We start from the raw sequence: 16,507 nt of genomic DNA, 5'->3' as shown, positions 1-16,507 counted from the left end.
CCGCAAGAGGGTAAAAGCAGCGAATGCTTTTACCCTCTTTGAATGATATCTTTTACGAGGCCCCCTCGCGGAAATATTTATCCCATATCATATCCGCAGTCCGGGCAGCCAGTGCTTGGATCGTCAGGGTGGGATTCGGTCCGCCGATACCGTTAAAGAGCACACTTCCGTCTGCGATATACAGCCTCTTCACCTGATAGGCCTCACATTTTTCATCCACCACAAAGCCCATCCGCATGGTACTCATAATATGGATGAAGATATCCGGCCTCCAGTTGGAGCGGATGACGGTTCTGGCTCCCGCCGCGCGCAGAATTTCCGCCGCATATCCGGCCAGCTCATCCCTCTTTCTGGCATCCTCTTCACTGGGCTGATAGCGTATCACCGGAATAGGCCCATGCTCATCCCGCAGTTCCGGGTCCACCACAATTTCATTTCTCTGATCCACCTGGTCATCCGTAAAGATCAGCATACTCAGCGTCCGCCGGTACTCTCTCATAAACTCCTTCAGCTGTTCCCCTGCCACCATTCCTTCCACATCCCAGGCGGCTCCGGGGGGAGGAGGATTCAGCGCCGCATATTTGCCGCCGCTGTTGCCGTAGGAAATCATGGCGAAGACCCCGGGACTCATGCCATAAGTGATAATGGAGCCAAGTCCCGGATACTCCACTCTTGCAGCAGAATTCTGACCGGCAAAGGGGTTGATCTCCGGTACCCCAAGAGTCCTTAACAGTACCTCTTCGTCAAAAATACCGCTCATGGTATCAAACCAGTGATTGGTCAAGCCCTTCCCTACCCAGGGATTCTCCGGAAGCGCCGAATTCAGCCACAGCCTGGGCGTTTCCACGCCTCCGCCTGCCATGACAACCACCCTGGCGTAAAGCTCTGTCTGCTCTCCGGTCCAGGTATCCCGATAAACCACTCCCCGGGCGCGAAGCTCCCCGTTCCCGTCCTCTTCCGTCAGTATCCGGATGACAAAGGCATTGGGCCTGATCTGCACATTGCCGGTTGCCAATGCCGGAGGAATCAAGCTGACCAGCGTGGATCTCTTAGCCACCGCCTCCACTATAGGCCCCTCAGAGCACCCATTCACACAATGCCCTCTTAAGGTACAGCCTACCGAATTATTACTCTGCAGATCGAAATTGGGATCATTGACCCGCGGATTCACTTCCAGGATTGATTGACCTGCCTCCGGTAACAGGGCTGGGTGATATTCGGGCCCTCACTGTATTGAAAGCCTGCCCCCTTGGCCCCATAATAAAACAACTCTTCCTTCGGAGAGATGGGGGCGGGATGAACCGGAAGCTGGGCTTCCATCCTCTCATAATAAGGAACCAGCTCCGAATAGGTGATGGGCCACTGATTATCAATTGCCTGGGGAATGGCACGGGGAGAATTGGCGAAATAATGAAGTGTCGTTCCTCCCACTCCGCTGACCTGCCACGGGGTTCCTCCCTTTCTGAGCCATGGCGGCCTGTTCCGGTCCGCGGGGCCCCAGCGGAACTTCCCCGTTACAATATCATTCATGTCCTCTTCCAGATCAGTAAAACTCTTGTGCAGCAGGTCAACGCTCAGATCCTCATAGCTGGAGCTGCTGACTGCTCCTCTCTCCGAATTGGGAGCAGGCCAATTCCGGTTGCCATACCAGGGGCCCGCTTCCAGAGCCAGGACTTTAACTCCCTTCACGGCCAGCTCTTTTGCTGCCACGGCTCCGCCCCCTCCGGCACCAATTACAATTACATCCGCATCATAATTCTCATTCATACCACTAACCATACCTTTCGGGAATTTGTTTTTCGTAGCGCTATGATCAAAGCGTCAAAAGGTGCTGCGCACATTACCGCATTACCGGATACAATGATTTAAGCGTCAAAAGACCGAAGGTGCTTTCCGGATACAAGATGTTGATATGCAAGCTTGCTTGCAATAGCAATATATTGTATCTGGAAGTGTGCGCAGCACCTTTTGACGCTTTAATCATACAATCAGGTAAACATAAAAGGGCGCAATACCCTGTAGCCCGGGGAAGGCCCCGGATAACCTGTCTGCATCCAGCTCACCGGTGTAAATTCCAGCACCCGCTCCTCCGGCGGATATAGCCGCGTACTGCCATAACCGGACCACTCGGAATAATACCCCAGCAGGATAAGGCTGTTCAGTGTGGCAGTGATCACCGGTATTAAATCCGGATTTCTCTGAAAGATCTCCGGAAGCAGCTCCGGCTCTATCATCTGCTGATTCAGCAGCTGGATTACCTCCAGCTGCTCCGGCTGGGATAACCCTGTAAAATCCCACACTCCCGGGTAACCCGCATCCAGCAGCTGCTGGGTCGCCGCCGCATTCAGCAGCTCTGCCACGGGCTGCGCCATCGGGATCGGATAATGCTCCAGCTCGTAGATCAGAAATTGATCCGTCTCCGAATCAACCGCTCCGTAATATTGTATGCGTCCATACTCCTCCGCCAGTCTGGGCGTCCGGGGAATAAACGCCTCCGCAAAGGCCCGAAAGGTATTCTGTATGTAAAAGTTCTCCATCCGGCATACACCTGCTTATCATAACCTTCTTAACATTAATATGATTGTCATGGAGGATGTATGATTAAGGTGCAAAAAATCTTGGACAAAGTTTCCATCTTATCGGCGTTTTCCTTGCTTTCAACGGGTGAAAATGATACAATATTCAAAATAAACAGATTAGTCCATGTAATTTAGGGCATGGGAGAGAGATCGAATCAGACCGGAGGGCAGAATGGATATTCGGAAAGAGATAACACGGAATTTGGAGTTAATCAAAGAAGCATGGCTTGTCTCAAGCGATGCTTTTCCCGATCATTTAACAGAAATCCCTTCTGCACAGAAGCAGAGGAATGAAGCTTATCTGCAAAAGGTTTTCCAGGAATTCCAGCAGCAGAAAAAGCGCCTGCCCAGGCTTCCCATAGGACGCAAACGGTGGAAGAAGAGAATGCTGAAGCTGATCTTCGGCGTCCTGTACCAGGAAAATGTGATAGGAATCCATAACACTCTGAATCAGAAGGAGATCGAAGCTTTTTATCTGGAGCTGGCGGACTTTCTGAAGCAATTTCGCCGCTTCTGTCCGGAGCTGGGCCTGGAGGAGCTGGGACAGGGCATCCGCAATTATACCGTATATGCCATGTTCAAGTTAATCCACCGCCTTCCTTCCGGTTTCTGCAAGGCCGCCTTCGGTTACAGCATGCTCTATCCCTTCACTGACAATTACATCGACAGCAGCCAGCGTTCCCCTGAGGAAAAGCTGGAATACAACCAATTAATCCGGGATACGATCCTGGGAAATACAGTCCGCCCGAAGAATCCCCATCATCACAAGACCTGTGAGCTTCTCCGGGCAATCATTTCCCAATACCCCCGCGAGGCGGATGACCGTATCTATACCCTGCTGCTCATGATGCTGGAGGCTCAGGAAGACAGTCTGCGCCAGCAAAGCCCCACAGCTAAGCTGACCGGGGAACAGCGGCTGGATATCTCCCTTTTCAAGGGAGGTGTCTCTGTTTTAATCGACCGTTTTTTAGTAAATAAGGAACTGACCCAGGCTGATTGCAATTTCTATCTGGGCTTCGGCTTCTTCCTTCAATTAGCGGATGATCTGCAGGATATCGGTGAGGACAGCGGCAAGGGTTATCAGACCCTGTTCACCCTGGATACCTCCGCACAGCAGACAGAGCGGCTGGTCAATAAGCTGCTGAATTATCTTCATACCATTATGGCATCCTACTGCGGCCAAAATAATTCCATGCCCGCAAGCGGACATGGAATCGGCACTGTACAGCAGGAGGCACCCTCACTTCCTCCGGCTCAGATTAATAATACGTTTATAGATTTCATACTTACCAGCAGCAAGCTGCTGATTCTGACCTCACTCTTCGGAAGCAGGGAGTTCTTCAGCGCAGACTACTTAAACCGTATGGAGCGGTATCTCCCGGTATCCGTCTCTTTCCTTGAGATGGCAAAGGCCAATTCCCCGGAACTTCAGGATCCGGCTTCCCAGGAGAACTATATCCGCATGCTGGAGCTGCTGATCTCATGAGGTGTCAGACACCATATCGCATTTACTTTTTATAATATGACCCACTGTTGTCAGATTATATGTTGTAAAATTAGCTTTCAAATTCATTCATGTTAGGAGAGAGCAAAATGACTATATCACAACCATCCAATATCAAACAAGAAGATATGACAATTGCCGGACATGGACAGGCACCGGCGCTCTGCCAGTCCTGTGCTATGCCCATGACCAAACCGGAGGATTTCGGTGCGGAAAAGGACAGCAGCCTTAATCGTGATTATTGCCGTCATTGTTATGAAAACGGTGCACTGCAGCAAGAAGTAACCATGGATATGTTGATTGCCGATGTACGGAAATTGGCCGCTATAGAAGCCGCACATCCCAATTTACTCAGTACAGCGTTATTGGAATACATCAACCAATGGCTGCGGCTTGACGAGGCTAAAAAAACAGCAGCTATTCTTTCTCTGCACTCCGAACTTGTCGATGGACAGGATTGTGATCTCACAGGAACACCTTGGGAGGAGGAATGGCTTGCAGATGGCAGGGTCTGCCATTGTATTGCATGTGTTGCCGCCCGCAAGTGTGTTTCAGATATCAAACGAATTACTGCAAATAATTAAGGCCGGGCCATTCTATCACGGTGTCAGGCACCTTCCTGCAAGTGAGGGCGGGCTGCAATTTGCAGCTCGCCCTCGTTTCATGGGTGTCAGGCACCCAAATAACGGCTCCAGCCCTTACTGTTCTCTCTGGCGGTCACAAAGCTTTTGTAGATTCCGTCCTTCTGCATCAATTCCTCATGCGTTCCCTCCTGGGCAATGCCGCCACCGGAGATAACCAATATCTTATCCGCGTGACGGATGGTGTTCAGCCGATGGGCGATCACCATCAATGTCTTGCCCTTGCAAAGCTCGCTGATGGCCTGCTGGATATAGCTCTCATTATCCGCATCCACGCTGGCGGTGGCTTCGTCCAGAATGACGATGGGCGCATCCTTCAAAATGCAGCGGGCGATGGAAATCCGCTGCTGCTCGCCGCCTGAAAGGCTGGCACCCCCTTCTCCCACCACGGTGTCAAAGCCTTCGGGCAGCGCCATGATGAAATCATAGCACCGGGCCTTTTTCGCCGCCTCCATTACTTCTTCCCGGCTGGCCTCCGGCCTCCCCATGCTGATATTGTTATAGATGGTGTCCTGAAACAAATATACCCGCTGGAACGCCATACTGATATGCTCCATCAGCTCCCGGAGGGGAACCTTCCTGATATCCCGGCCCCGCACCAGAATCCGCCCGGATTTCACATCCCAGAAGCGGGCCAGAAGACTGGCGATCGTAGATTTTCCTCCGCCGGAGGGACCGACCAGGGCAAGCATCTGGTTCCTGTTCAGGTCAAAGGAAACCTCTCTCAGCACATCCTTTTCCCCATACGCAAAGCTGACTCCCTCGAACCGCACCTCCGGGGCGCCGCCTTCGGGAATGGTATCCGTCCCCAGGTCCGGCAGCTCCTGCTCTCCGAACACTTCCTCGATGCGGTCCATGCAGCTGTTCATCACCGTGAGCCGCGCGCTCTGACCGTACAGCGCCTTAAGGGGACCGAACAGGTCAAACACAAAGAGCATGATTCCCACCAGATAAGTCACATCCAGCATGCCCTTGAAATACAGGAATACGGAAAGTGCAGTTATCACAACCACACCGAAACCATAGATCAGGTTCAACCCTCTCTGCCATGGCGTGTGATTTTCCTCAAATTCCAGGCTGGTGCGGCAGGTCTCCTCAAAGCTGCCGGTAAGGGTCTTTGATTTCTCCCCCAACAGATTATAAGTCTTGATGATCCCAATTCCTTCCGTAAAGTCCAGAACAGCTTCCGTCAAATTTTCCAGCTGCTCCTGCCGGACGGCGGAATCCTCAAGGGCCTCCTTCTTCAATCCCCTCCCCGCCGGCATAATCAGCAAAAGAATGCCTAATCCTGCAAGCCCGATCCACGGGTTGAAGAAGAAAAGAAACACCAGCAAAATGCCCTGGGAGAAGAGATAGCTCATCATATCGGCCAGCACACTCATGCAGTTCTCCTCGATGAATACCATGTCGGTGGAAAGCACCGAGCTGATCTTGCCGATATTGCCCTCGGTGAAATAACCCATGGGCATTTTGCGCAGGTGTGCTCCCAGCTCCATGCGCTTGTCGGCAAAGAGCAGGAAGCCCGCCGCCGATTGCAGCTGATTGGAAATGTTTTGGAACAGCATTTGCAGCAACAGGATGACCACCAGCGCAATCCCAATGCCCAGACATATTTCCTGGGTAACCCTGCCGTCATTGTAAAAGGAGGCAAGGGCATAAAAACCCAGGCCGATGGGGGCATTTTTCAATATTCCCTTTAAAAAGGAAAACACAAAAGCCAGAGCGATCCTGCCCCTGTATTTCCCGGAAGCCGTAAAAATCCGTCTCATTAACGCTATCATAAAATCCCTCCCCCTTTCGCCGTGCTGACCATCCACTGGGCGCTGCCCTCGGCAGCCTGCCAGAGCCTTTCATAAGCCGGACAGCTTGCAAGGAGTTCTGAATGGGTTCCCGCGGCAGCCAGGTTCCCCGCTTCCATAACACAGATCTGATCCGCATGGAGGATGGAGTGAAGCCTGTGGGCGATGACAATGACGGTTTTCCCCCGGATGATCTGGGCAATGGCCTCATTCATCTTCTCTTCATTCTCCGGGTCCATAAATGCAGTTGCTTCATCAAGCACCACGATGGGCGCGTTTTTCAGGATGGCACGGGCCAGGGAGATACGCTGCCGCTCGCCGCCGGACAGCTGTTTGCCGCCGTCCCCCGCCATGGTGTGGATACCGTGCTCCAGCCGGGCCAGGAATTCACCGCACTGGGCCTTTTCCGCTGCTGCCAGCGCCTCCTCATCCGTTGCCTCCGGCTTCCCCAACCGGATATTCTCCAACAGGCTGATGTTAAACAGAAACTGCTCCTGCGCCACATAAGAGATCTGGTCATTGAGGGCTTCCAGACTCATATCCCGGATATCCTGTCCTCCGATCTTAACCGCGCCGCTGCTTACATCGTAGAAATGCACCAGCAGCTTAGCCAGCGTGCTTTTTCCGCTGCCCGATTCCCCCACCAGCGCGGTCAGGCTCCCCTCCGGGATATCCAGAGTGACGCCGTGGAGCACCTCGGCTTCCTTGTACGCAAAATGTACATCCTCAAACCGCACCCCATGACCCTTTCCGGCAAAGGGCTTCCGGGACTGCTTCAGCGGTGCTTCGCCCATCATATGCTCCATGTTGGAAATGGTATAATTAATCTGTGCCATGGTCGGAAAAAAGCCCATCACCCGCAGAAGCGGCGCACTGATGCCAAAGGACATGCACAGTGTCAGCGCCAGATTCGGCAGGGTGGAATGCCCCTGCAGGACAAAGTATGTACCCACCGGCAGGACAAAGAGCGCCACGCAGGGCACCAGGCTGTTATAAACCGCCATCCATGGCCAGCAGACCTTGTACCAGGCCAGTGTAAAGTCCCGGTAGCTTTTGATGTCCCGCTCAAACCGGTGATAGGATTCACCGTCCCGGTTGAACACCTTCACCACCTCCATGCCGTTGATGTACTCCACGATGGTGTGATTCATCTTCTGTGCTGCCCCATAGTAGTCCGCCATCTTGCTCATGCCGCTTTTATACATCATCATCATGGCAACCACCCCCAGGGGCAGGGAAGCCAGAGCCAGAAGAGCCATTTTCCAGTCCACCAGAAACATGCCCAGGAATACCAGTACGGGCACGGCAATATTGGCGATCCCCTCCGGTATGGCATGGGCCAGGGGCAGCTCGATTTTTTCAATGTCATCGATAAACATCTTCTTGATCGCTCCCACACCCTTCTCCTGAATAACGCCCAAGGGCAGCTTCTCCAGTCTGCTCTGCAGGGAGACACGCAGATTTTTCAGCGTATGGTACGCCGCATTATGGGAGAGGGAAAGCCCCCAGATGTAGAGCACCGCATACAGCACGGTACAGAGCGCAATGGCGGCAATGCGCCAGATCACATATTCCGCCGTCATTGTCTCACGCATCAGCAGAGGCCGGATGATCTGGTAAATGAACCAAAACGGCAGTACCTGCATGACAATACCGGCAAGCATGGCGGCGATAGCCGCATAGGTTGTCTTGCGGTATTCGCCGGCATATCCCAATATCTTTTTGAACAAAATAAAACCCTCCTTCCTAAATCAAAATAAGTTAGTTGTTGCTAACCGAGGTGCAAACAACAAGAAGTGGCAAGCCACTTCTCTTATGCTAACATTAAATGACACGTTTTATGAGCCATTCTTATGTTAATAGAAATCCCTCTTTTCCGTGTCAAACCCCAGAACCCGATCCCAGTTGAACATGCCGCAGATCAGCGTGCAGTGGGCTTCCATCTGCTCCCATGTATAACCGTGGATGAACGGTTCATAAATGGTGGTCCAGAATGCTGAAAGCAGAATATGCATTTCCTCCATAGAGATTTCCGCATGGGTCAGCCCGCGCTTCCTGGCCTCAAGAAAATACTCGTAGGTCTTGGCGGTCATGACTTCTACGAAATCGTGCTGGAAATTGGCATACCGGGTTCCTCCCGCACCGGAAATCAGCAGAACAAAGCCGTCATGGTATTCATAGAGGAATCGAAACCATTCCAGCATGTTTTCATTCATTTCCCATGCTTTGATCAGCATGCCATCGGATAGGGTGCAGGCCTGAACGACGCTCCGCTTCTCTACAAAATCCTCCAACGCGCTGGCTGTATCCGCCACCACGGCACAGAACAAATCTTCCTTCCCCTTATACCGTTTGTACAGCGCACCCGTAGTAACCCCGGCTTCTTCACAAATCGCTTGTAATGAAGCTTTTTCAAACCCATGGGCAAGAAATTCCTTCTTTGCACTTTCCAGAATACGCGGGTCAATGGAGCGGTCTGGTCTGGACATCTATTTGTTTTCACCTCCAAAATATACCGATAAATATATTATCGATAATTTGATTATCAGTCTAGCAGATTATATAATGAGTGTCAAGCATTTCACATTTTTTTCGGTGCCTGACACCGCAGCAGCAATCATATCAATAATAGTTGTAACAGCATCGGCAGCATCAAGTATCGTTTGAATTTTAGATGTTTCCGTCCCTTTCTTTCTTAATAAAGCGTCTTGCTTTGCTTGCTCTTCTGGTGTTAGAGTATCTTTGAATATTGGGTTCTCTTTCTTCTCCATAGAAACATCCTCCTATCATGGTGTCAGGCACCCAAATAGTCTACCAATGCCCTGGCTGCCAACGCATGGGAGGCTTTGCCCGGGTGCCACCTGGCGCCTATGGTCTCCTCCGTGGTCTCGGGCAGCCGGAAGACAGATACCCGGTCATCTCCTGTCTCCCTCTTGTATTCCTCAGCTGCGCGGCAGATTGCCGGAAGCAGAGGAGTTCCCATCATGCCGTAAGCCCATACAATCCGGGAGTTGGGATTATATCTCCGAAGCTTCGCCAGGAAGCGCTGCACTGCCGTTTCAAATGCTTTCAAATCCTCTTCGTTATAACTTCCATCCTCGTTCAGTCGCTGTTTGTGCGTCTCACCTGCGGCTTCGTCCGTCCACTGAGAGTTATAGAATGCGCTGCTGTCATTGGTCCCCAGATTCACCACCACGATATCCGGCTGCCAGCCGGAGAAATCATGATCCTGCAAAGCTCCAAGAGCCTCGTTGCTCTTCCCTTCCAGGACACCGCATACCTTTTCATAGATACCTGGAATATTATAATGGGGATTGTTATCCCAGGAGGTCAGCACTCCCCATCCGCTCTGGGATATGACCCGGTAATCCGCATCCAGCTCCCGTGCTGTCAGAGCGGCATAATTCTCCACCGCATCGAACCACATGGGAATCCAGTCCTCTTCCTGCTTCGCCCCAATACCTCCTTCACCGGAGGTGATGCTGTCTCCGACAAATTCTATCCGGCAGGGCTTCTCTGCTACCGGCAGGAATTCACCGTCAAAGCGCAGGGCATGGAATTGCAGCCTGCAATCCGGATCGCCATTCATGGCCTGTGAATCCTTAATGATACGTACATTCTTTTCTGTCTCCGGATTCATTCCCCGAAAGATGCAGATCCAATGCCGTCCGGCAGTCACCATCTGGCGGCTGATTCTCTGCCCGTTAATCAAAATGCTGATCCAGGGTTCATAAACCCCATAGCCTGCTTCCGCTTCAATCCAGAGCTCGGAACCCTTCGCATTGAACTCCAGCGCGCTTCCGGTCCAGAACAAAGTAACAGGCTGTCGGTTCCTTGCCGTTCTGCCATGAACTTTCATATTCTTTATTTCTGATACAGCGTACTCTTTGAGGCCCTTATTTGCACTGAATCCGTCCGGTATACTCATGAAAACACTCCCCTTTTTTCCTTCTTTTATTTTTATACTCTCATGAAACTACTGATCCTGTGAGAGACCTTACTTCTTCCTCCCTAACCTTGGGGCCCGAGCCAACGATATCATTAAATCTAAGGCTATTGTATTATTTATTGCACAAACAAATCTGTCGGTTATTACTCTTTCTCGGTGCCTGACACCCGGGACATTGTCTCCAGCAGCTCCAAAATCTTAGGGGTGCACCGTCTTCCGCCGCAGGGACCGCTTCCCGCTCCGGTTGTCTTTCTCACCTCCTGCAAGGTAGTTGCGCCATTCCGAATCGCTTCCTTAATTCTCGACCTGGGAATCCCCTTGCAGATGCACACCTTTGTCATCTTGTCCATAATTTCGGTATTCCGGCTTTCTTCGTCCATTCTTATCCCCTCCTCCTTGTATTTCTACAATTTCATACACCGTCAGCACCCCGTCTTCCACGGTAAATCTCACATCCTTACCGCAGAATTCAAAGCCATAGATCCTGTTGGGATCATTCTGGTAGGCCGGTCTCGGATCATGGGCCAGCACCCCCATAAGCGCCTCCTGCCGGTCTTCGGGAATACAGCCGCGCCATTCTTCGGGGAACACCACCTTCAGCCCATAGTCCCTCACCGGATCGGCAAATCCCCCGGAGGCCTCCGGGTGACTGTCCGTATAGGGAAGATACGGCTTAATATCATAGATCGGGGTGCCATCCGCCAGATCCGCACCCGATATATGAAGAAGCGGCCCGCATTCCGTGCCGCGCTCTATCTTATCCAGCTGAACAGAAGACAGACCAATGGGATTGGGCCGGAAGGGAGATCTGGTTGCAAATACCCCCATGCGCTTCGTTCCGCCCAGCCTCGGCGGGCGAACCAGGGGCGACCAGGTATCCTGCATATTCTTTGAGAACCCCCAGATCAGCCAGATATAGGAAAAACCCTCCAGCCCCTGCAGAGCCTCCGGCTTCCGGTACTCCGGCTCAAATACAATAACAGCCTTCAACTCCTTTACGATCCCGCTCTGGCGTGGAATCCCGAATTTAGTAGAAAAGTCCGTATGAATCCTGGCAATTATCCGCAGCTCCTGCAGTTCCTGTTGATCTTTCTCATCTTCCCTACGCTCCATCATAAACCAAAATATTCCCTTCCTGTTCTTTCCTTATAGATCAGTCTGTAACGTTCTTTCCCTATATTGTAGCCCATTGCTGCTATTCTGTCCAGATTTACATCAACTCCTTCCCCGCACTTCTCCAGACTAAGACTGCAGGCCATTCCATAATAAGATCGCCTGATAAAAAGCTTTCGTATACTAATGCGGTGAATAGGATTGTCTCCCTATCCATCTCACAGCCTACCCCCAATCACCCCCCCGCCAACAAAACAATCCTGGGGCATGCTGCAAACTGTCTGGAAGAAGACTCCGCCTCCTTCTGCCCAATTATACCGCACACCCCAGGATCTACCCCAGTACCTCTTTTATTCCAAATACAGAATTATTCTCTCAGACTTTCCCTTTGCTGCCCTTTATCTAACCTTCTTCCATTCATCATACTGCTTCTGTGCCTCTGCAAGAAGCTTCTGGAATCCTGCATCATCAAGAGCTGCCTGATAATCACTGATTGCCTTGTCAACATCCGCCGGTGCATATCCGCCGTTCTGAAGGGCAAAGCCAAACTCATTAAACACCTGAACGCAGGCTGCATATTCCGCATCTACCGGAGCGGACTGGAACCGGAAGCCGGCTGCGATAGAGCTTACCGCATTGTCATTGAATTGCTTATACAGCTCCACCTTATTGGCAGGCTCATTGGTCTCCAGGGACAGAACAGTTACAGAGGTGGACTCCCATGCACTGTGATTATACAAACCTGCATCCGTCTTGGTTACCGTACCGTTTTCTCTGATATAATCCGTTCCTTCGATACCAAAGGTGTAGAGGTCCGCAAGAGCCGTATCCGTATAAAGCAGGCTTAAGAACTTCAGAGCAGCAATCGCCTCTTCCTCTGTGGCGCTCTTACTGATGGCATAGCAGGAACCCAGCGTGGTGTTGGATTGTATCCAGTTCTTTGTAACTCTTGCCATCTCCACTTCACGGCTGTAACGGGTATCCGCCTCATCATTATTCGGCACATCCGTCCACCAGGAGATACCCCAGTCAGCAGTCTGGATGGTGGTATCCGTGGTTGTCTTGGTCAGATCGTCTTCACTTAAATAACCCTTCTGCGCCCAATCTCCCATTAAGGTTGCAAATTCCTTGAATTCTTTTGTAGTAACGGTGCTGACAACCTCATCCTTATCCTTGTCAACTGCTATAAAGGTATCCTGACTGAAGAAATCAAATTTGTCCAGATAATACCTGTGGAACATGGCTGTCTTCTGTGTCAGGTAAGGGTATTTCAAGCCTTCTGCCTTGCAGTCCGCCAGCATGGGCTCGATATCCGGCAGGAACTTCACCTTTGATAAATCCCAGCCGTACTTATCCACCAGATCCTTGCGGAACATGAGATTATAGCCTTCTGCCGACTCCTTGTAGCAAGGGATGAAATAGTTCTTTCCGTCAAAGGATGATGCTCCCCACACCCATTCAGGAATTGCTGTGTAAATACCATACTTCGGAAGCAGCTCCGTCAAATCATAAACAGCATTCTGCTTTACAACATCGTCTGTTTTGATGGTCTGCATCCAGTTGGCTGTGAAGAAGAGATCCACTTCGCTTCCGGCCAGGGCAAGATTGCACTTATCCGAATATTCCCCGCTGCCGATATCATAGATCTCAAGCTGTACATTGATCTTGTCACCGATATAGGCATTGATCGCGTCCTGAACCTTCTTCAGCTCCGTCGCATCCGGGGTTGCAATGTTGAAGGACGGCCTGTATAAGGTGATTGTCACCATCTCGCCATCTGCCGCAGAACCCTTGTCATCCGTAGATGTCTTTGTAGAATCCGCGGGCTTTGCGTCATCTCCCCCTTCTTTCGCACCGCATCCTGCTGCTGCAAGCATTGCAACCGCCAGAACCAGCGCCAGTAACGTTTTTCCCCATTTCTTAGTTCTTAACATATTTATATCCTCCCTTATAAAAATTATATTTCAAGATGCCTGAAGCAGAGGCTTGCGGCATCATGAATATCACCCCTTTACAGAACCTACGGTAAGGCCCTTAATAAAATATTTCTGGAAAAACGGATATGCTATGATGATGGGCCCGATTACCGTCAGTACGGTTGCCATAGTGGCCGAATATTCCGGTATTCCCTGCTGCACTGCAATCAGGGCCGCACCCGATATATTTTTATTATTGAGAAGGAACTCAATATTTTTCTGGATTTTTACCAGCAGAAGCTGCAGGGGCATCTTGCTGGAGCTTTCGATATAGAGCAGGGCATGCTGCCAGTCATTCCAAAAGGCCGTTGCCATCATAAAGCCCACGGAGGCAAGCACCGGTTTCATCAGCGGCAGGATAATCTGGAAAAAGGTTCTGAATTCACCTGCTCCGTCGATGCGGGCGGAGTCCGTCAGTTCATCGGGAATGCTGGTCTGTATGTACGTCCGCAGGATAATCACATTCATGGTGGAAACCGTCAGCGGCAGGATCAGCAGCCATATGCTGTCCTTCATGTGATATACCGAGGTAAAGATCAGATAGCTGGCCAGCTGACCTCCCGAGAAAAGCATGGGTATCATCAAATACAGCGCCAGCAGCCTTCTTAACCGGAAATCCTTCCTGCTGACCGCAAAGGCAAATAAGCTCATAATCAGCAGACCCAGGAAGGTTCCTGCCACAGTGATGGAGACGGTAACTCCATAGGATACAAAAAGCTGTCGTCCGTATTTCAAAACATATTCAAAGCCCCTGAGAGAAAGCTTCTCCGGAAAATAGCTGAAGCCGTTGGATGCAATGCTCTTATCATCCGTAAATGCAATTACAAAGACCAGTACAATGGGTAACAGGCAGAACAATGTGTATAGTCCAAGAACTGCCGCCAATATATACTGGCTGATTCCCTTTCCCTTTCTTCTCTTCTTCCTCATGACGCTTCCCGGCGCCGCCGCTAAATTATTCATATTCACTCCTCCAGTTTATAAGCTTAGAACAAAGAATTCTCCGGTGCGGCTTTTCTCACAATGCCATTGGCCACCAGGATCAGCGCCAGGCCTACAATGGACTGATAGAAGGTTGCGGCTGCGGTGAAGCCATAATCTGGCGTGGTCAGAAGCGCATTCAGAACATAAGAATCGATAACCTGGGTGGTCGAATATATAATACCGCTGTTCCTGGTCACCTGATAGAACAGACCGGTCTCCGAACGCATGATACCTCCGACGCTGAGCAGAAGCATAATGGTGATCATAGGAACCAGGCAAGGCAGGGTTATGTGATAGATCTGCCTTCTCTTGTTGGCACCGTCAATCTGTGCCGCCTCATACATCTCCTGGTCGATACCGGCCAGGACCGACATATACAGAACCGAACCGTAGCCCACACTGTTCCACATCTTAACAATGGTTAATATCATCGGCCAGTGCTTCGGGTTGGTATACCAGCGGACCGCATCCGCTCCGAACATCTGCATAATATTATTGACCATACCGTTGTTACTGAAGAATGCGTATACAATAAATTGAACCGCAGCATAGGAAATGAATACGGGTATGATCATGATGCTCTGAAAGGCCTTCCCCATGCGCTTGAACACAAGCTGGTCAATCCCGATGGCAACCGCAATATTCAGCAGGGTGCCCAGAATGGTAAATACCGCATAATAAGATAATGTGTTGGAGGTCATCCTCCAGAATGTCTTTCCCGAAGCCAGCAGAAACTTAAAATTATTCAGTCCGACCCAGGGACTCTTCCAGATACCCGCACCATAATCAAACTTCTTGAAGGCCATTACCAACCCGGCCATAGGCATATAGCTGAATAAAAACAGTACAAGAATCACCGGAATGCACATAATAAGATGCGCCCTATGCTTCCATGTGTTGCGCCAAAACTCTTTCATCCTCTCTCCTCCAGCTTAATCGTTTTCTATTAAAGTCATTAAGCACATTGTACATTTTATTTTACTTTATGTCAATATATATGTTTGTTATTACAATTATAACTTATATTAATAGTAATATTTATTTTCTATTTAAGACAAAAAACATGCTTTTTGAATAATTTCAACAATACTTATCTTAAACCTTTTCGTAAATAAATGCAAGCACTTTTTTTGATAAAATATTCCATCATATTGAATTCATTAGATAAGCTAGGTTTTTATGATCGCTTGATAAATGTAAACGTTTTCGTAATTATACTACAAAAAAACACATAAGGCATCGTATTACAGTTCAGAGGGCACCAACAGCAAAGAGGAGTTGTTGACAAAAGCTTTCATAAACGCTATAATGACTATACAAAACAAACTAGTCAAAAAGAGGGATAGAATTGCCTAAAATATATTCAGATAATGAACGAGCATATATCAAAAAAAGACTGAAAGAAGAAGCCGCATATTGCCTTTCAACTTTTGGGATTAGACGCACTACGGTAGATCAGCTGGTGGAGCGTGTACAAATCCCCAAGGGTACTTTTTACTTGTTCTATGAAGCAAAAGAAATATTATTGTTTGAGGTATTATTAGAGCAGCATGAAACCATAGAAAAGCAGCTGCTGGATGAAATCAAAGCCTTGCAACAGCATATAACAGCTGAAAGCCTGACCGAAATAATATATGGCTTTTTTAAAGCAATAGATGAAACAGGCTTATTGCGTCTTCTGACAACCGGAGAAATTGAACTGCTTTACCGCAAACTGCCGCAGGAGGTTATGCAGGCTCATTTTTTACATGATAGTACAATGATTAAAGATATTGTAGGAATGGTTTCATGTACTGATAAAATCAACACTGATTATTTTGCGGCTGCTTTCAGAAACCTGTTTATCAGCATGATTTATAAACGCGAGGCAGGCGAAGAATATTTTAATGAAGCTTTAAAGCTTACGATCAGAGGTTTAGTATTACAAATGTTGAATTAAAAAAATTTACCGTTTTAATGACC

General features: G+C 49.7%; 17 protein-coding genes. 3 read left to right on the top strand and 14 right to left on the bottom strand.

Annotated features, from left to right (window positions below):
• Nucleotides 1-52: 52 nt before the first annotated feature.
• The 3 genes from HNQ56_RS02905 to HNQ56_RS02895 all read right to left on the bottom strand — a co-directional run bounded on the left by HNQ56_RS02905 (nt 53) and on the right by HNQ56_RS02895 (nt 2,537).
• The gene (locus HNQ56_RS02905; RefSeq protein WP_429142607.1) at nt 53-1,171 is read right to left on the bottom strand and encodes a GMC oxidoreductase; all 1,119 of its coding nucleotides are present in this window, start codon (nt 1,169-1,171) and stop codon (nt 53-55) included.
• Nucleotides 1,168-1,767 (bottom strand): GMC family oxidoreductase, encoded by a 600-nt coding sequence (locus tag HNQ56_RS02900; RefSeq protein ID WP_429142604.1) that lies wholly within the window; start codon nt 1,765-1,767, stop codon nt 1,168-1,170. The genes HNQ56_RS02905 and HNQ56_RS02900 overlap by 4 nt, the downstream gene beginning before the upstream one ends.
• Before the next feature lie 221 nt (nt 1,768-1,988).
• Nucleotides 1,989-2,537: a hypothetical protein gene (locus HNQ56_RS02895; protein WP_429142601.1), complete on the bottom strand. Its 549-nt coding sequence runs from the start codon at nt 2,535-2,537 to the stop codon at nt 1,989-1,991.
• Nucleotides 2,538-2,751: 214 nt separating this feature from the next.
• On the opposite strand from HNQ56_RS02895, the gene HNQ56_RS02890 reads away from it, so the two are divergent.
• Nucleotides 2,752-4,065, top strand: a complete 1,314-nt coding sequence (locus HNQ56_RS02890; RefSeq protein WP_429142598.1) for a hypothetical protein — start codon at nt 2,752-2,754, stop codon at nt 4,063-4,065.
• Nucleotides 4,066-4,172: 107 nt separating this feature from the next.
• On the top strand, nt 4,173-4,667 hold the full coding sequence (locus tag HNQ56_RS02885) for a zinc ribbon domain-containing protein (RefSeq protein WP_429142595.1): 495 nt from the start codon (nt 4,173-4,175) through the stop codon (nt 4,665-4,667).
• Nucleotides 4,668-4,753: 86 nt separating this feature from the next.
• On the opposite strand, the gene HNQ56_RS02880 is transcribed toward HNQ56_RS02885, so the two are convergent.
• The 11 genes from HNQ56_RS02880 to HNQ56_RS02830 all read right to left on the bottom strand — a co-directional run bounded on the left by HNQ56_RS02880 (nt 4,754) and on the right by HNQ56_RS02830 (nt 15,462).
• Entirely contained in the window at nt 4,754-6,505 is a 1,752-nt protein-coding gene (locus HNQ56_RS02880) for an ABC transporter ATP-binding protein (protein ID WP_429142593.1), read from the bottom strand.
• Nucleotides 6,502-8,253 (bottom strand): ABC transporter ATP-binding protein, encoded by a 1,752-nt coding sequence (locus tag HNQ56_RS02875; protein ID WP_429142590.1) that lies wholly within the window; start codon nt 8,251-8,253, stop codon nt 6,502-6,504. Before HNQ56_RS02875 ends, HNQ56_RS02880 begins: the two co-directional genes overlap by 4 nt.
• A 126-nt stretch (nt 8,254-8,379) precedes the next feature.
• Nucleotides 8,380-9,012 (bottom strand): TetR/AcrR family transcriptional regulator, encoded by a 633-nt coding sequence (locus HNQ56_RS02870; protein ID WP_429142586.1) that lies wholly within the window; start codon nt 9,010-9,012, stop codon nt 8,380-8,382.
• Nucleotides 9,013-9,081: 69 nt separating this feature from the next.
• A complete protein-coding gene (locus HNQ56_RS02865; RefSeq protein ID WP_429142583.1) occupies nt 9,082-9,294 on the bottom strand; it encodes a hypothetical protein in 213 nt (70 codons plus the stop codon).
• Nucleotides 9,295-9,317: 23 nt separating this feature from the next.
• Entirely contained in the window at nt 9,318-10,451 is a 1,134-nt protein-coding gene (locus HNQ56_RS02860) for an SGNH/GDSL hydrolase family protein (RefSeq protein WP_429142580.1), read from the bottom strand.
• A gap of 164 nt (nt 10,452-10,615) precedes the next feature.
• Nucleotides 10,616-10,822 carry a (2Fe-2S)-binding protein gene (locus tag HNQ56_RS02855; RefSeq protein ID WP_429142577.1) on the bottom strand — a complete coding sequence of 69 codons (207 nt, stop codon included), beginning with the start codon at nt 10,820-10,822 and terminating at the stop codon, nt 10,616-10,618.
• Entirely contained in the window at nt 10,767-11,588 is an 822-nt protein-coding gene (gene tsaA, locus HNQ56_RS02850) for a tRNA (N6-threonylcarbamoyladenosine(37)-N6)-methyltransferase TrmO (protein WP_429142574.1), read from the bottom strand. Before tsaA ends, HNQ56_RS02855 begins: the two co-directional genes overlap by 56 nt.
• Nucleotides 11,585-11,731: a hypothetical protein gene (locus HNQ56_RS02845; protein WP_429142571.1), complete on the bottom strand. Its 147-nt coding sequence runs from the start codon at nt 11,729-11,731 to the stop codon at nt 11,585-11,587. Before HNQ56_RS02845 ends, tsaA begins: the two co-directional genes overlap by 4 nt.
• 252 nt (nt 11,732-11,983) lie before the next feature.
• Complete coding sequence (locus HNQ56_RS02840; RefSeq protein ID WP_429142568.1) at nt 11,984-13,519, bottom strand: DUF3502 domain-containing protein; 1,536 nt, start codon at nt 13,517-13,519, stop codon at nt 11,984-11,986.
• Between the two features lie 69 nt (nt 13,520-13,588).
• On the bottom strand, nt 13,589-14,524 hold the full coding sequence (locus tag HNQ56_RS02835; protein WP_429142565.1) for a carbohydrate ABC transporter permease: 936 nt from the start codon (nt 14,522-14,524) through the stop codon (nt 13,589-13,591).
• A gap of 23 nt (nt 14,525-14,547) precedes the next feature.
• A complete protein-coding gene (locus HNQ56_RS02830) occupies nt 14,548-15,462 on the bottom strand; it encodes an ABC transporter permease (protein WP_429142562.1) in 915 nt (304 codons plus the stop codon).
• Between the two features lie 431 nt (nt 15,463-15,893).
• Here HNQ56_RS02830 and HNQ56_RS02825 point away from each other — a divergent pair, with 431 nt between their 5' ends.
• Nucleotides 15,894-16,484 carry a TetR/AcrR family transcriptional regulator gene (locus HNQ56_RS02825; protein WP_429142559.1) on the top strand — a complete coding sequence of 197 codons (591 nt, stop codon included), beginning with the start codon at nt 15,894-15,896 and terminating at the stop codon, nt 16,482-16,484.
• The last annotated feature ends 23 nt before the right edge of the window (nt 16,485-16,507 follow it).

Origin of the sequence: Anaerotaenia torta, from assembly GCF_050433395.1 — a bacterium.
GTDB classification, from domain to species: Bacteria; Bacillota; Clostridia; order Lachnospirales; family Lachnospiraceae; genus Mobilitalea; species Mobilitalea torta.
The sequence above is the reverse complement of the archived record's forward strand: the minus strand, read 5'-3'. Positions and strand labels throughout refer to the sequence as shown.

Bases quoted from the DNA above. Each gene is read 5' to 3' on its own strand.
- HNQ56_RS02885 (WP_429142595.1), top strand. From the start codon at position 4,173: ATGACTATATCACAACCATCCAATATCAAACAAGAAGATATGACAATT.
- HNQ56_RS02890 (WP_429142598.1), top strand. From the start codon at position 2,752: ATGGATATTCGGAAAGAGATAACACGGAATTTGGAGTTAATCAAAGAA.
- HNQ56_RS02845 (WP_429142571.1), bottom strand. From the start codon at position 11,731: ATGGCCTGCAGTCTTAGTCTGGAGAAGTGCGGGGAAGGAGTTGATGTA.
- HNQ56_RS02895 (WP_429142601.1), bottom strand. From the start codon at position 2,537: ATGGAGAACTTTTACATACAGAATACCTTTCGGGCCTTTGCGGAGGCG.
- HNQ56_RS02830 (WP_429142562.1), bottom strand. From the start codon at position 15,462: ATGAAAGAGTTTTGGCGCAACACATGGAAGCATAGGGCGCATCTTATT.
- HNQ56_RS02860 (WP_429142580.1), bottom strand. From the start codon at position 10,451: ATGAGTATACCGGACGGATTCAGTGCAAATAAGGGCCTCAAAGAGTAC.
- HNQ56_RS02840 (WP_429142568.1), bottom strand. From the start codon at position 13,519: ATGTTAAGAACTAAGAAATGGGGAAAAACGTTACTGGCGCTGGTTCTG.
- HNQ56_RS02835 (WP_429142565.1), bottom strand. From the start codon at position 14,524: ATGAATAATTTAGCGGCGGCGCCGGGAAGCGTCATGAGGAAGAAGAGA.
- HNQ56_RS02900 (WP_429142604.1), bottom strand. From the start codon at position 1,767: ATGAATGAGAATTATGATGCGGATGTAATTGTAATTGGTGCCGGAGGG.
- HNQ56_RS02880 (WP_429142593.1), bottom strand. From the start codon at position 6,505: ATGATAGCGTTAATGAGACGGATTTTTACGGCTTCCGGGAAATACAGG.
- HNQ56_RS02855 (WP_429142577.1), bottom strand. From the start codon at position 10,822: ATGGACAAGATGACAAAGGTGTGCATCTGCAAGGGGATTCCCAGGTCG.
- HNQ56_RS02870 (WP_429142586.1), bottom strand. From the start codon at position 9,012: ATGTCCAGACCAGACCGCTCCATTGACCCGCGTATTCTGGAAAGTGCA.
- tsaA (WP_429142574.1), bottom strand. From the start codon at position 11,588: ATGATGGAGCGTAGGGAAGATGAGAAAGATCAACAGGAACTGCAGGAG.
- HNQ56_RS02865 (WP_429142583.1), bottom strand. From the start codon at position 9,294: ATGGAGAAGAAAGAGAACCCAATATTCAAAGATACTCTAACACCAGAA.